The organism is Enterobacter cloacae complex sp. 2024EL-00214 (genome assembly GCF_043945575.1).
Taxonomy (GTDB): Bacteria; Pseudomonadota; Gammaproteobacteria; order Enterobacterales; family Enterobacteriaceae; genus Enterobacter; species Enterobacter cloacae_P.
On the sequence record NZ_JBIMRC010000006.1, the window covers coordinates 229,765 to 244,618 of the forward strand.

15 protein-coding genes are annotated in these 14,854 nt (G+C 53.8%); 4 read left to right on the forward strand and 11 right to left on the reverse strand.

Translation table 11 applies throughout. The annotated features are described in order from the left end of the window. Positions 1–107: 107 nt before the first annotated feature. The 3 genes from crl to gpt all read right to left on the reverse strand — a co-directional run bounded on the left by crl (position 108) and on the right by gpt (position 2,376). The gene (gene crl / locus ACHHZ6_RS09605; RefSeq protein ID WP_182273865.1) at positions 108–509 is read right to left on the reverse strand and encodes a sigma factor-binding protein Crl; all 402 of its coding nucleotides are present in this window, start codon (positions 507–509) and stop codon (positions 108–110) included. A gap of 57 nt (positions 510–566) precedes the next feature. Continuing rightward, the gene (frsA, locus tag ACHHZ6_RS09610; protein ID WP_182273864.1) at positions 567–1,811 is read right to left on the reverse strand and encodes an esterase FrsA; all 1,245 of its coding nucleotides are present in this window, start codon (positions 1,809–1,811) and stop codon (positions 567–569) included. Between the two features lie 106 nt (positions 1,812–1,917). Then, positions 1,918–2,376, reverse strand: coding sequence for a xanthine phosphoribosyltransferase (gene gpt, locus ACHHZ6_RS09615; RefSeq protein WP_182273863.1), 459 nt, complete (start codon positions 2,374–2,376; stop codon positions 1,918–1,920). Between the two features lie 260 nt (positions 2,377–2,636). Here gpt and pepD point away from each other — a divergent pair, with 260 nt between their 5' ends. After that, entirely contained in the window at positions 2,637–4,094 is a 1,458-nt protein-coding gene (gene pepD, locus ACHHZ6_RS09620) for a cytosol nonspecific dipeptidase (protein ID WP_182273862.1), read from the forward strand. 77 nt (positions 4,095–4,171) lie between these two features. Here pepD and dinB read toward each other — a convergent pair whose 3' ends face one another. Then, positions 4,172–5,230 carry a DNA polymerase IV gene (gene dinB, locus ACHHZ6_RS09625; RefSeq protein WP_182273861.1) on the reverse strand — a complete coding sequence of 353 codons (1,059 nt, stop codon included), beginning with the start codon at positions 5,228–5,230 and terminating at the stop codon, positions 4,172–4,174. Positions 5,231–5,447: 217 nt separating this feature from the next. Here dinB and ACHHZ6_RS09630 point away from each other — a divergent pair, with 217 nt between their 5' ends. The 3 genes from ACHHZ6_RS09630 to ACHHZ6_RS09640 all read left to right on the forward strand — a co-directional run bounded on the left by ACHHZ6_RS09630 (position 5,448) and on the right by ACHHZ6_RS09640 (position 8,786). Then, positions 5,448–7,187, forward strand: coding sequence for an ABC transporter permease subunit (locus ACHHZ6_RS09630; RefSeq protein WP_182919451.1), 1,740 nt, complete (start codon positions 5,448–5,450; stop codon positions 7,185–7,187). A 12-nt stretch (positions 7,188–7,199) separates the two neighbouring features. After that, a complete protein-coding gene (locus tag ACHHZ6_RS09635) occupies positions 7,200–8,510 on the forward strand; it encodes an AAA-associated domain-containing protein (RefSeq protein WP_395122155.1) in 1,311 nt (436 codons plus the stop codon). A 108-nt stretch (positions 8,511–8,618) separates the two neighbouring features. Then, the gene (locus ACHHZ6_RS09640) at positions 8,619–8,786 is read left to right on the forward strand and encodes a hypothetical protein (protein WP_182273858.1); all 168 of its coding nucleotides are present in this window, start codon (positions 8,619–8,621) and stop codon (positions 8,784–8,786) included. Here the strand turns inward: ACHHZ6_RS09640 and nqrM are convergent. The 7 genes from nqrM to ACHHZ6_RS09675 are packed head-to-tail and all read right to left on the reverse strand — an operon-like array spanning position 8,783 to position 14,823. After that, positions 8,783–8,983 carry a (Na+)-NQR maturation NqrM gene (gene nqrM, locus ACHHZ6_RS09645; RefSeq protein WP_182273857.1) on the reverse strand — a complete coding sequence of 67 codons (201 nt, stop codon included), beginning with the start codon at positions 8,981–8,983 and terminating at the stop codon, positions 8,783–8,785. The genes ACHHZ6_RS09640 and nqrM overlap by 4 nt on opposite strands. A gap of 2 nt (positions 8,984–8,985) precedes the next feature. Further along, positions 8,986–10,209 (reverse strand): NADH:ubiquinone reductase (Na(+)-transporting) subunit F, encoded by a 1,224-nt coding sequence (nqrF, locus tag ACHHZ6_RS09650; protein WP_182273856.1) that lies wholly within the window; start codon positions 10,207–10,209, stop codon positions 8,986–8,988. Between the two features lie 10 nt (positions 10,210–10,219). Beyond that, a complete protein-coding gene (gene nqrE, locus ACHHZ6_RS09655) occupies positions 10,220–10,816 on the reverse strand; it encodes an NADH:ubiquinone reductase (Na(+)-transporting) subunit E (protein WP_395122156.1) in 597 nt (198 codons plus the stop codon). Positions 10,817–10,822: 6 nt separating this feature from the next. Continuing rightward, positions 10,823–11,461, reverse strand: a complete 639-nt coding sequence (locus ACHHZ6_RS09660; RefSeq protein ID WP_014069019.1) for an NADH:ubiquinone reductase (Na(+)-transporting) subunit D — start codon at positions 11,459–11,461, stop codon at positions 10,823–10,825. After that, positions 11,454–12,248, reverse strand: coding sequence for a Na(+)-translocating NADH-quinone reductase subunit C (locus tag ACHHZ6_RS09665; RefSeq protein WP_395122157.1), 795 nt, complete (start codon positions 12,246–12,248; stop codon positions 11,454–11,456). Before ACHHZ6_RS09665 ends, ACHHZ6_RS09660 begins: the two co-directional genes overlap by 8 nt. Beyond that, positions 12,241–13,476, reverse strand: coding sequence for an NADH:ubiquinone reductase (Na(+)-transporting) subunit B (locus ACHHZ6_RS09670; RefSeq protein ID WP_395122158.1), 1,236 nt, complete (start codon positions 13,474–13,476; stop codon positions 12,241–12,243). The genes ACHHZ6_RS09665 and ACHHZ6_RS09670 overlap by 8 nt, the downstream gene beginning before the upstream one ends. Positions 13,477–13,479: 3 nt before the next feature. Further along, a complete protein-coding gene (locus tag ACHHZ6_RS09675) occupies positions 13,480–14,823 on the reverse strand; it encodes a Na(+)-translocating NADH-quinone reductase subunit A (RefSeq protein ID WP_182919450.1) in 1,344 nt (447 codons plus the stop codon). Between the last annotated feature and the right edge of the window lie 31 nt (positions 14,824–14,854).

The window sequence follows — 14,854 nt, forward strand, 5'->3', positions numbered from 1 at the left end:
GCTGTTATAAAAAATCCCGGCCTGTGTGCCGGGATTTTTTTGTCGGGGATTCATGCGGTCTGATGCCCTCACCCCGGGCCCTCGCCCACAGGGAGAGAGAGAAACCATCAGGCCGTCAGCTTGACCGCTTCGCTGGAAAAGTCATCCGCAGGCTCCAGCTTCAGATCCAGAGTCGCCAGCAAAGCACGCGCCTTGTCGTGGAACTCTTTCAGCGTATATTCCAGACGGTCGATCACTTCCTGATCTTTAATAGCCGCCACCTGCCAGTTTCCGTCTTTATTAAACAGGCCAAACTGGTAGCTGTAAGTAAAACGCTTTTCTTGTGCTTCCATTTCCATCCACCAGCCCCAGAACTCACGTTTTTCGGGTGCAGGCTTCACGTTGACGCAAACAGCCAGGCAGTCGAAAAAAAAGCGATTATCTTCACACTGCTCCTCTCGAATATACGGGCCGAGAGCCATGAACTTCTTAATCAGTCTACTTTTCGGGTGTCCACTCGGTAACGTCATTGCGATCTCCTTTTGTGAAGTCACTGTTTTACCAAACCATCAAAATTTAGCAATCTATTAACACAATCTCTGATAGATCCAACCCGTAATCTCTTTTAACGCTTTGTCGAAGTTCTGATAGACCGGGCTGAACGGTACTTCAAGTAGTTTGCCATCTGCAGATGACGACGTGATTAAGCGAGATTCTTCCTCCGGGCTGAAAGGATCATTTTTCCAGAAACCTGACAGCATCGGCGTTGGGCACCGGCGTCCCAGCAAACCTTGCGTTTTTAACGAATAGCGATTGAGTTCAACACGCAGTGCTTCGTCTGATGCATCATGCATGCCAAGACGGCTGGCCAGTACATCAAGGTACATCTCCGGTACGCTGCTCTGCCGGGCAGGCTCGCTGAGCAACGCGTGAACCACCGGGCCAAGACAGGCCACGGCTCTCAGGCGTGGGGATTCAAGATAAGCCAGACGCACTGCAACGTTCGCCCCAAAGCGGAAACCAAATGCCGCCACACGCGTATGGTCAACCCACGGGACATTTTCAAGTGTTTTCAAAGCATGCTGGTGCAGCTGACTTGAATCCTGAGTGAGTTTCCATTTCGACGAGAAGCCGATCGAAGGCATATCGAGGGTCAGCATCGCGATCCCTTTTGGTGCAAAATAGCGCTCAAAAAGGTTGTAATAGTCGATTTGCAGCGAATCCAGACCGCCGCACATAAGCACCGTCGGGAACGGGCCTTCGCCTTCAGGCATATGCAGGAACCCGGTAACCGGCGCGCCACCGGGGATCGTGAACTCAAGCTCACGCATCCGGCCAGGCAGACGTTGAGCAGCTTCTTCATAGGCACGATTCGCCAGCGCCTGAGCCTGCTCTGCCAGTTCATCCCCTTTAAGATGCGGGTATGCCGCAATGGCGTAAAGATTAGCCGCGTGCAGCCAGTGCTTGCCGCTCAGTGCAGCATCTTCTTCCTGCGTGGCCTTTTGCTGCCAGAGCATCGCCTGTTTAGACCATTCGTAGATCCAGTTACCACCACGGTAGCCCACCACCGTATCGTAGAGTTCGCTGTCGGTACGCTCGGACTCACTCATTACGATACGTGACTGCACGTCGAGGATTTCACGGGGATCAATACCACGCCAGATCCACATTAAACGATTGAGCATGCGATACCAGTGAGGCACATTTTTACCGTCTAACGCAGACTGCACTGAAGGCTGGGTACCTGGATTAAAACGACGCACCAGCGTCGACGTTTCTGGGTGTTTGAAACGGGGTTTGAAAAGAGTTTCGGTGAGATTCGCCTGCGTCATGACATAGCCTCCGTGAATACGTCGTATAAAGACTATTGTAACGCGCCGCAGACTAAAAAAAACAACGCCCGGTATCACCGGGCGTTAAAATAATTGCAGAACGGAATTAACGACCAGAAATTGGCGGTACAAATACCACGCCCATATCCCACGGTTGTTCAATCCAGGTCTCCTGCGGAATATCAATCACATAATCATCAACCAGCGGACGGCCGGCAGGTTTAGCGAAAATAGTGACGAAGTGTGCTTTTGGGTACATTTCGCGGATTGCCACCGCGGTACCACCGGTATCCACCAGGTCATCAATAACGATGAAGCCTTCACCGTCGCCTTCAGCGCGTTTCAGCACGGTCAGCTCACGCTGGTTGTCATGGTCATAGCTGGAGATGCATACGGTATCGACATGGCGAATACCCAGCTCACGAGCCAGCAGCGCCCCCGGTACCAGACCGCCACGACTAACGGCAATAATGCCTTTCCACTGCTCGGAAGGCATCAGACGCGCAGCCAGTTTGCGTGCGTGAATCTGCAACATGTCCCAGGTGACGACGTATTTTTCGCTCATGTGAAGTGTCCCAGCCTGTTTATATACGGCTTAAAAAGTGTTCAAGGGGGAAATAGGTTGCGCGAGATTATAGAGATCTGACGCACTAAAAACCAGTGTTTAGCGCCCTGAGCCAGGGTTTTTACATGCTTTATGCTACCAGCAACCAGAGAAAGTGGTATTCTCAGTTGCATCTCGCAAGCCTGACTTGTGGTAACTATTAACCTGCTAACCCTGTAACCTGCATCATTGTTTGCAGAGCATCGACAAGGAGACTTATCGTGTCTGAACTGTCTCAATTATCTCCACAGCCGCTGTGGGATATTTTTGCCAAAATCTGTTCCATTCCACACCCTTCCTATCATGAAGAACAGCTTGCCGAACATATTATGGGCTGGGCGAAGGAAAAAGGTCTGCACGTTGAGCGCGACCAGGTTGGCAATATTCTGATCCGTAAAGCGGCGACCGCAGGCATGGAAAACCGTAAACCGGTTGTGCTACAAGCGCACCTGGATATGGTTCCACAGAAAAACAACGACACCGTTCACGACTTCACCAAAGATCCTATCCAGCCTTACATTGATGGCGACTGGGTAAAAGCGCGCGGCACAACGCTGGGTGCAGATAACGGTATCGGTATGGCCTCTGCGCTGTCCGTACTGGCGGACGACAGCGTTGAGCATGGCCCGCTGGAAGTGCTGCTGACCATGACCGAAGAAGCGGGTATGGACGGTGCATTCGGTCTGCAGGCGAACTGGCTGCAGGCAGACATTCTGATCAACACCGACTCCGAAGAAGAGGGTGAGATCTACATGGGCTGCGCGGGCGGGATTGATTTCATCTCTACCCTGCCGTTGTCCCGTGAAGCGGTACCCGCTGGCTTCCAGACCTTCAAGCTGACGCTGAAAGGGCTGAAAGGTGGCCACTCCGGTGGTGATATTCACTTAGGTTTGGGTAACGCCAACAAACTGCTGGCGCGTTTCCTCGCGGGGCACGCGGCTGAGCTGGATCTGCGTCTGGTGGATTTCAACGGTGGTACACTGCGCAACGCCATTCCACGTGAAGCGTTCGCAACCGTGGCAGTGCCTGCAGCAAAAGCTGATGAGCTGAAAAAACTCTCCGGCATTTATCTGGATATCCTGAAAAACGAACTGTCTGCCAAAGAGAAGAACCTGACTGTAGTGCTGGAATCCTTCTCCACGGATAAAGCAGCGCTGACCGCGCAGTCTCGTGACAGCTTTGTTCAGCTGCTGAACGCGACGCCAAACGGCGTGATCCGCAACTCTGACGTTGCGAAAGGCGTGGTAGAAACCTCACTGAACGTGGGCGTGGTCACCATGAGCGACGACAGCGCAGAGATCATCTGCCTGATCCGTTCGCTTATCGACAGCGGTAAAGAGTACGTGGTCAGCATGCTGGAATCTCTGGGTACCCTGGCGGGTGCGAAAACCTCCGCTAAAGGTAGCTACCCTGGCTGGCAGCCAGACGCCAGCTCTCCAGTAATGGCGCTGGTGCGTGAGACTTACCAGCGTCTGTTCAACAGCACGCCGAATATTCAGGTGATCCACGCGGGTCTGGAATGTGGTCTGTTCAAGAAACCGTATCCAAACATGGACATGGTCTCCATCGGGCCAACCATTACCGGGCCACACTCACCGGATGAGCAGGTTCATATCGAAAGCGTGGGCCATTACTGGACCCTGCTGACTGAACTGCTGAAGGCCATTCCTGTTAAGTAACGCCCTCACCCCAACCCTCTCCCACAGGGAGAGGGTGAAAAACGCAGGCCTGGTAAGCGAAGCGCTACCGGGCTTTTTTACAACCCCAACACCAGCTGACGTTCCAGTTGCGGATCCAGCAACGTTACGTGCAATCCCACCAGCCTGACTCCTCGCCCACCCCGTCGCTCTTCCCATGCCTTTTTCGCGGTAGCGATAAGATCCTCTTTATTCAGGCGCGGCCAGACGTGCTCCTGCGTCGTCTGCTGAAAGTCATTGAACTTTAATTTCACGCCCTGACGAGCAATCAGCAGATCCGGTTTCACTTTCGCTAACCTCCGCTCCAGCTCAGGATAAAGTTGTTCAGTGATAATGATTTCGCACTCAGGCCACTCATGAATATCTTCAATCAGCGTGCGTTCCACCCCAACGGATTTACGCAGGCGCTCGTTATTCACACCGCGCTCATCAATCCCCTGACTGCGCTCCCACAGCACGCGACCAAACTTGCCAAAGCGCTTAAGCAGCATTGCCAGGTCGCTTCGTTGCACATCTTCACACGTTCGTAATCCCATGCTTTCAAGCTTTGCTGCAGAGACTTTCCCCACCCCGGGAATTTTGCCGAGCGGCAACGTTTTTAAAAACGCCGGAACCTCTTCCGGGGTGATAACAAACTGGCCGTCCGGCTTATTTAAATCTGAGGCTATTTTGGCGAGGAATTTCACCGGGGCGACCCCCGCCGATGCGGTCAGATTAAGCTCGTGATAAATGGTCTGGCGGATCTCCTGCGCCATCAATGTGGCAGAGCCGTGGCAGTGAACGCTGTCGGTCACATCCAGATAGGCTTCGTCCAGCGACAGGGGCTCTATGAGCGAGGTATAGCGGGAGAAAATCTCCCGGATATGCAATGAGGCCTCTTTGTACGCCTCAAACCGACCAGGCAGAAGTGTGAGATGAGGACAAAGCTTTAACGCCATCGCGGTGGGCATCGCACTACGCACGCCAAATTTGCGCGCAGGGTAGTTGGCGGTACTGATCACGCCACGCTGGATGCGGCTGCCGCCAATAGCGATGGGGATATCCCGTAGCGCAGGATTGTCACGCATCTCCACTGCGGCAAAAAAGCAGTCCATATCAACATGGATTATTTTGCGCATAGTAAGCCCTCACTCATTACTGGATAAGTATACAGTAATAACGTAAGGATTGAGAAGCGTGAGAGGAAAAGGAGCAGGTCTGGCGAGCGGTTGCCGGTGCTTTTCCCCCGTTGCGTCATAAAATTTTCTTCAAAGATACCCGGCGTTTAAATGAAGTCACCCATAATAGAGGTATTAAAAAAACTGGCAGATTTTTTAGCATTCAGGGAGCAGTGTTATGAACCTGCATCTTTCGGCAAGCAATGCGTACCGACAACTCAAACCCAACGGCTGGGATGTTGTCGCTTTTCCTTTAATTCTCTGTCTGATAGCCCTGTTCGTCACCGGCTTTCATCAAACCCTGCAGCCCATCGCCAGCCTGAAAACCGAGGTTATCTCGCTGGATCCGATAATGCTGCCGGAATATGCCCTGCGTACCACGCTGCGAATGCTGGTCGCCATGCTCGCGGCACTACTGTTTACCCTGGTTTACGGTACGCTGGCTGCCCGCAGTCGACGGGCAGAAAAAATCCTCATCCCGGTGCTCGATATCCTGCAATCCGTGCCGGTACTGGGTTATATCGCTTTTACCGTAACGTTCTTTATCGCGCTGTTTCCGGGGCAGGTATTGGGTGTGGAGCTGGCGGCCATTTTTGCCATTTTTACCAGCCAGGCGTGGAATATGACCTTCAGCTTCTACCAGTCTCTGCGCACGGTGCCACGGGATCTGCTGGAAGTGTCCTGCGGATTTCATCTGACACCCTGGCAGCGTTTCTGGAAGCTGGACGTTCCGTTTTCAATGCCCGGACTTTTATGGAATATGATGATGTCGATGTCCGGCGGCTGGTTTTTCATCGTGGCTTCCGAAGCCATTACCGTTGGCAACAATACCTATACGCTGCCCGGAATCGGTGCCTATCTTGCTCAGGCCATTTTGCACAAAGATTTGCACGCAGTGGGCTGGGTCTTGCTGGCGATGACGCTGGTGATCCTGGCCTACGATCAGCTGCTGTTCAGGCCGTTGATCGCCTGGGCCGATAAATTCCGCATGGAGACCACGCAGTCTGGTAAAACTCCCACGTCCTGGGTGCTAAATCTGATGCGCCGCACCCGGCTAATTCACAAGCTTCTGGCCCCCTTTGGCCTGCTATTGTCCGTGCTGGCACGTCTGCCTTTGCGTGTACCTACGCTACGCACCAGGCCCGTTCCAGCGAAGTTATCGCGGCAGATTTCCCGTACGATAGACATTATCTGGGGGGCTTTACTGGTTCTGCTGACGTTGTACATTGCCTGGCGGGTGGTCAGCTATGTGAAAACGGGCATCACCCTGGATGAAGTGGGGCATGTTTTGCTGCTGGGTGTGTTCACTCTGCTACGCGTGACGCTTCTGATCCTCATCTCTTCGGTTATCTGGGTACCTCTGGGGGTCATGATTGGGATGCGGCCTGCGCTTGCCGGAAAAATTCAGCCGATTGCGCAGTTTCTTGCCGCTTTCCCGGCGAATCTGATGTTCCCGATCTTCGTGATTACCATCGTTCATTACCATCTTAACCCGGATATCTGGCTCTCTCCGCTGATTGTGCTGGGTACGCAGTGGTACATCCTGTTTAACGTGATTGCGGGAACCGCCGCATTCCCGAATGACTATCGCGAAGCGGCCACAAATTTCCGTATCCGTGGCTGGCAGTGGTGGCGTCAGATCATGCTGCCGGGCATTTTTCCTTACTATATCACCGGTGCGATTACGGCATCGGGGGGAGCCTGGAACGCCAGTATCGTGGCTGAATTTGTGCAATGGGGGAATATCCAGGTGACGGCGCACGGGCTGGGGGCCTATGTTGCACAGAACACGGCCGCGGGCGATTTTCCCAAAATTATTCTTGGTGTGGCGGTCATGTCGCTGTTCGTCACCGTGTTTAACCGCCTGCTGTGGCGGCCAATGTATGCTTATGCCGAATCCCGGTATCGTATTGATTAAAGGATTGCTCTCATGCAGCAAAGATATCGCACAGTGAAAACCGGTCAGGAAGTGTTAACGGTGAAACAGGTCAGCCATGGTTTTGACAAGGCGCATGGTGCAATACAGATCCTTGATAACGTTAACCTGACCTTATCCGAAGGGGAGATAGTCGGACTACTTGGACGTTCGGGTTCAGGAAAATCGACTCTGCTGCGGATCATCTCCGGCCTGATCACACCCACGTCCGGAGCGGTTAACTACAAAGGTACCCCGCTCAGTGGCCCCGCAGAGGGTATTGCGATGGTCTTTCAGACCTTTGCGCTCTTTCCGTGGCTGACTGTACTCCAGAATGTGGAAGCAGGACTGGAGGCGCTTGGTGTTGCCGCTTCGACACGCCGTACCAGAGCGCTCGCGGCAATCGATCTTATCGGGCTCGACGGCTTTGAGAACGCCTATCCTCGTGAGCTTTCCGGCGGTATGCGCCAGCGGGTGGGGTTTGCCCGCGCGCTGGTCGTCGACCCGACGCTGTTGCTGATGGATGAACCATTTTCCGCTCTCGACGTATTAACCGCTGAAACCCTGCGTACGGATCTGCTCGACCTGTGGAACGACGGTAAAATGCCGATCAAATCGATTCTGATTGTGACACATAACATTGAAGAAGCTGTTTTTATGTGCGATCGCATTCTGGTGCTCTCTTCCAACCCTGGCCGGGTGGTTGCCGAAATTAAAGTGCCGTTTTCCCATCCCCGCGATCGCCTCGATCCTGATTTCCGTCAGCTGGTTGACGATGTTTATGCCAGAATGACCGCGCGTCCGGTGAGTGATCACGTCAGAAAAACGCTGAAGGCAGGCACGCGGCTGCCGCAGGTTTCTATCAACCTGATTGCAGGGCTTATCGAGACGCTGGCGGCGGCACCTTATGAGGGACGGGCCGACATGCCGGACATTGCACATTCCCTGCATCTGGAGGTGGATGACCTGTTCCCGATTGCAGAGGTACTGCAGCTGATGGGGTTTGCCGATATTCGCGAAGGGGATATCTTCTTAACCCCAGCGGCAATAGCCTTTGCTCAGGCCGATACGCAACCACGAAAAGTGATGTTTGCCGAGCATCTTCTGCGCTTTATCCCGCTGGCGGCATTAATTAAAAATGTGCTTGATGAGAGGGTGGATCACCGTGCACCCCGCGTGCGCTTTGAACAGGAGCTGGAAGACACGCTCTCTGACAGCGCCGCCAAAGAGACGCTGGATACGGTCATTCACTGGGGGCGCTACGCCGAGATATTCTCCTATAACGACCAGACGGCACTGTTCAGCCTGGAAGATGTGGAGTTTTAAACACCATAAACGCAGGTGTGAGTCTTTGCTTACGCCAAAACCGATCGGGATCCGCAGGGGAAGCCAGGCGAGCGAATGGCTGTTGCTGAACCTTAACGCGCCCACACCATGAAAAGACCGGGCTGGGTCGAGGCAGACAATAGCATCGTGGAGAACGCGTTGCGTGATGTCACTCTGGGGGCGGAAAACGGGTTATGTGAAGCCGGTAAACGTACCGCGGATGCAGACGGCGTATGGCGTCCTGAAATCAGGACGCCATCTACAAAGGTAAATTAAAGAATGCGCTGCTGTTCCCGAGCCATCCGTTTTTTACGGGCATCGCACGGCTCCGGGCAGTCACAGACCTTTTCCATTCCGAGGGCAGAGATACCGCCGCAGCTGCCCTGGATACTTTTACGCTTGATGATCCAGCCCAGGGACATACCGAATACCACCAGCATAAATACCGCGAAAGTTGCCAGAAACGTCAACATTATCAGCCTCCGAAGTCATCCAGCATGATGTTCTCATCCTCCACGCCGAGATCTTTAAGCATCTTAATCACAGCGGCATTCATCACTGGTGGGCCACACATATAGAACTCGCAGTCTTCCGGAGCCGAATGCTGTTTAAGGTAGTTCTCATACAACACGTTATGAATGAACCCTGTATAACCCGTCCAGTTGTCTTCCGGCTGCGGATCGGAGAGTGCCACATGGAAGGTAAAGTTAGGGTTTTCACGCGCCAGCTGTTCAAATTCATCGTCATAGAACATCTCTCGCCGCGAGCGGGCACCGTACCAGAAGCTAATTTTACGCTGACTGCCGAGCCGCTTGAGCTGGTCGAAAATGTGCGAACGCATCGGGGCCATACCCGCCCCACCACCGATAAAGACCATTTCGGCATCCGTTTCTTTAGCGAAGAACTCCCCGAACGGGCCAGAGATAGTCACCTTATCGCCCGGTTTCAGAGACCAGATGTACGATGACATCACACCCGGCGGTGCATCCGGCACATTCGGTGGTGGTGTGGCGATACGCACATTGAGCATAATCATGCCCTTCTCTTCCGGGTAGTTAGCCATTGAGTAAGCGCGCAGCGCCGGTTCTTTGACGCTGGAAGTAAAACGGAAAAGATTAAACTTATCCCAGTCGGTGCGATACTCATCCGGAACATCGAAGTCCGCATAAGTCACGGTGTGATCCGGGCATTCAATCTGAATATAACCACCCGCACGGAACGGAACATCTTCACCTTCCGGTACGCGCAGCTTCAGCTCTTTAATAAAGGTGGCTTTGTTATCATTCGAGATAACCTCACACTCCCATTTTTTGACGCCGAAGATCTCTTCCGGTAGTTCAATTTTCATGTTCTGGCGCACTGCGACCTGGCAGGCCAGACGGCAGCCCTCTTTCGCCTCACGTTTTGTGATATGCGCCAGCTCGGTTGGCAGGATATCACCGCCCCCCTCTTTTACCGTTACGCGACACTGTCCACAGGAGCCACCGCCGCCACAGGCTGAAGAGACAAAAATTCCGTTACCGGAGAGCGTATTAAGTAATTTATCCCCTGCCGGAGTGCGGATCTGATTTTGCGGTTCATCATTGATATCAATGGTGACGTCACCGGAGTTCACCAGCTTTGCGCGCGCGGCCAGAATCAACCCCGACAGTACCAGTACAATCAGCGTGAACATCACCACGCCAAGAATAATTTCCATCTTCTTTCCCTTACAGCTGCACACCAGAGAAGGACATAAAGCCCAACGCCATCAGTCCGGTGGTGATAAAGGTGATCCCTAAGCCACGCAGGCCCGCAGGCACGTTGGCATACTTCATTTTTTCGCGGATCCCCGCCATCGTCACGATAGCCAGCATCCAGCCGATCCCGGAACCGAAACCATACACAACGGATTCACTGAAGTTGTAATCACGCTGAACCATAAATGACACGCCACCAAAGATGGCGCAGTTCACCGCGATCAGCGGCAGGAAGATCCCCAGCGCGTTGTAAAGCGACGGGAAATACTTGTCGAGGATCATCTCCAGGATTTGTACCAGCGCCGCAATCACTCCAATAAAAGTAATAAAGTTCAGGAAGCTGAGATCAACACCGTCCACCAGCGCGCCGTCCCGCAGCACAAAGTTGTACACCAGGTTGTTAATGGGCACGGAAAGCCCCAGCACAACGGTCACCGCGATACCCAAACCAAATGCCGTCGACACTTTTTTGGACACCGCGAGGAACGTACACATGCCCAGGAAAAACGCGAGCGCCATGTTTTCAACAAACACCGCGCGCACAAACAAACTCAGGTAATGAGCCATTGTCGGTTACTCCTTTTCCTGCTGTTCAGGCTTCAGCGTACGAATCAGCCAGATCAGCAAACCGATAATGAAAAATGCGCTTGGAGCCAGAAGGAATAATCCGTTTGGCAGATACCAGCCACCGTTTTGTACCGTGTCCAGCACCGTGATACCAAACAGCTTACCGCTGCCGATTAACTCGCGCAGGAAACCTACCGTCAGCAGGATCACGCCGTAGCCCAGACCATTGCCGATGCCGTCCATAAAGCTCGCCAGTGGCGGCATTTTCATGGCGTAGGCTTCTGCGCGCCCCATCACAATACAGTTGGTGATAATCAGACCGACGAACACCGAAAGCTGTTTTGAGGTTTCATAGGCAAAGGCACGAAGCAGCTGATCGACCACGATCACCAGCGAGGCGATGATCGCCATCTGCACGATGATCCTCACGCTGTTCGGAATGTGGTGGCGGATCATTGAGATAAACATGCTGGAAAACGCCGTCACCAGCGTCACCGCAACGGTCATCACCAGCGCCGTTTCCAGCTTAGTGGTGACCGCCAGTGCCGAGCAGACACCCAGTACCTGCAGAGTAATGGGGTTATTGGCCAGCAGCGGGCCAATGAGCACCTTTTTGACTTCTTTTAGTTCACCTGCATCAGCCATTGTTCAGCGCTCCTTCACGTACGTTTTTCAGGAAGGGGCCAAAACCCAGTTCACCCATCCAGAAATCAAAACTATGCTGCACCCCGTTTGACGTGAGCGTTGCCCCGGAAAGCCCATCGACAGCGTACTCATCTCCCTGACGCGCTGCCCCTTTCATCACTTTCAGCGCGGGTTTCCCGCTGTCATCCAGCACTTTCTTGCCGACAAACTGTGCCCGCCAGTTAGGGTTTTCAACTTCTCCGCCAAGCCCCGGCGTTTCGCCCTGGTCATAATACGTGATGCCTTTTACAGTGCGACCGTCCGTATCAAGCGCCACAAAGGCATACATCATTGACCACAAGCCGTTGCCGTATATCGGAAGCACGACCTCCTGCACCCGGTTTTGCGCATCATGCACCAGGTAGATCTCTGCGAGGTTGCTGCGTCGCTTAATCCCTGCCGGATCCTGTGATGCCTCGAGGGAAAGACTCATATGCGGATCTTTTAGCGCCTGAGCCTGGTTATATTTCGCCGGGTCTTTTTCCAGAAGTTCGCCATTTTTTAAATCCACCAGCCGCGCTGAAATGCGTTCAGCGAAGAGTGTCGAAACATCATCTGTACTCATTCCTTCCTGCATCAATCCGGCCACGGCCAGGATATTGCGTTGTTTATCCAGGGCGCGCTGCTTTTGCTGCAGCGGCTTTAGCCCCACAGCAGAACCCGCCACTACAATGGAACAGACCAGACAAAGCACCAGCACCACCAACAGCGTTTTGCTGATGCTGTCGTTATTTTTGATTTCAGCCACGCGCCTTCCTCCGCTTAACGTTGGCGCGCACGACCAGATAATCGAAGAGTGGCGCAAACAGATTGGCAAACAGAATGGCCAACATCATCCCTTCCGGATACGCCGGGTTGACCACACGAATCAGGACACACATCGCGCCAATGAGCACGCCATAGCTCCATTTACCTTTGTCAGTAAATGAGGCAGAGACGGGATCCGTAGCCATAAACATCATCCCGAAGGCAAAACCGCCCAATACAAGATGCCAGTACCAGGGCATAGAGAACATCGGGTTGGTGGTAGAGCCAATCACGTTGAACATCGTGGCGGTCAGTACCATGCCAATCATCACACCGGCGACAATCCGCCATGAGGCGACACGTCCGAAGAGAATGATGGCCCCACCCAGTAAAATCATCAGCGTGGAGACTTCCCCGATGGAACCCGGAATGTTGCCGATAAAGGCATCAAACCAGGTGACAGGTTGGCCCGTCGCGTTATTCACCAGCGTTTCTCCGCCGTGTGCCGCCCACTGAGAGAGCGGCGTCGCGCCGGAAAAACCATCGGCCGCCGTCCACACCAGATCGCCCGAAATTTGAGCCGGGTAAGCAAAGAACAGGAACGCGCGCCCCGCCAGTGCCGGGTTGAGGAAGTTACGCCCGGTACCGCCGAAGATCTCTTTGGCTATCACGACACCAAAACTGATCCCCAGCGCCGCCTGCCAGAGCGGCAGCGTCGGTGGCACAATCAGCGCAAACAGAATGGAGGTAACAAAGAAGCCTTCATTAATTTCATGCTTGCGAATTATGGCAAACAGCACTTCCCAGAAGCCGCCCACGATAAATACCGTGAGGTAGACAGGCAGGAAGAAAACGGCCCCCAGCGTCATCATGCTGACCCAGCCCGCGTCTGCGGCAAAGCTCACGCCCAGCGACTGCGCCAGACGGTAGTGCCAGTCAGACTGAATCACCTGCGCCATCTGCGGTGCATCGTACAAATGGTGCAGCGCCGGAATGGTTTGCAAACCCACGTTGTACATGCCCCAGAACATCGCCGGGAAGACCGCGAACCAGACCAGAATCATCATCCGTTTAAGGTCGATGGCATCACGGACGTGCGCAGCCCCTTTCGTCACCAGCCCCGGGGTGTAGAAAATGGTCGCCGTCGCTTCAAACAGCGGGTAATACTTTTTCAGCTTACCTTCGGTAAAGTGCGGTTCTATTTTTTCAAAGAGGTGTTTTAAGCCCATCAGTTATCCTTCCTGCTCAATGCGGGTTAACACCTCGCGCAATACGGGTCCATATTCGTATTTACCTGGACAAACATAGGTACAGAGCGCCAGATCTTCTTCGTCAAGCTCAAGACAGCCCAGCGCCTGTGCGCTGTCGGTATCCCCGGCGAGTAAATCGCGCAGCAGCATGGTCGGCAGAATATCCAGCGGCATCACGCGCTCATAGTTACCAATGGGAACCATTGCGCGCTCACCACCATGTGTACTGGTAGAGAAGTTAAAAAGCTTGTGACGCAGGAAATGTCCAAGCGTCGTGCGGGTCACGGAGAATTTCTCCGCGCCAGGCAGAACCCAGCCGAACAGCTCTTTCTCACGCCCTTCCAGGACAACACTCACCTGCAGATGAAAACGACCAAGATAAGCCTGCGCACCAACCGCATGTCGGCCACTGAGAACCGAGCCGGAAATCAGGCGGTTTTCGCCCTCGTTTATTTCACCGTCCAGCAGTTCATTGATATCCGCCCCCAGCAGGGTACGCACCAGACGCGGATTTGCCGCCTGTGGCCCGCCGATGGCAACCACACGTTCAGCACACAGCTCACCTGTCGTAAAAAGCTTACCGATGGCAATGACGTCCTGATAGTTGAGATGCCAGACCTGCTTTGTCAGGCTTACCGGCTCAAGAAAGTGGATATGGGTGCCAGCCAGCCCAGCAGGATGGGGGCCTGCAAATTCGTTAAACGTGACCTGACCTTGCGGATGACCACCAAGCTTGCCTCCACTGGCCTGGCAGACATGGACTTTACCCGACGTCAGGCGCGTTAACACGGTCAGCCCGGCATCAAAGGCTTTTCGCTGTGCCAGAATCACGGGCTGGGGGTCTACGCTGAGCGGGTTGGTGTCAATTGCCGTGACGAAAATCGCCGCAGGCACCGTGTCCGGTACGGGCGATTTACTGAAGGGACGCGTGCGAAACGCCGTCCACAGGCCTGATTCCAGCAGCTGCGCCTGTACGGCACCCCGGCTGAGGCTCGTCAGTTCGGTGGCATCAACATGAGCAAATGTACGCTGCTCGTCGCCTTCAATGCGGATAACCACCGACTGCATAACACGGCGTTCCCCACGATTGATCGCAACGATGGTACCGCAGGCTGGTGCGGTAAACATGACGCCAGGATTCTTTTTATCCTCAAAGAGCGCCTGTCCTTTGATGACGCGATCGCCCTCCTGTACCAGCATTGAGGGGCGCATTCCCAGATAATCGTCACCCAAAATGGCGACATGGCGAACACTAACGCCCGTCGAAACGTGCTGTTCCGGCACGCCTGAAATCGGCAAATTAAGCCCTTTTCTGATTTTAAACATGTAGTTAGGAAGTTTCCATGAACAACAATCC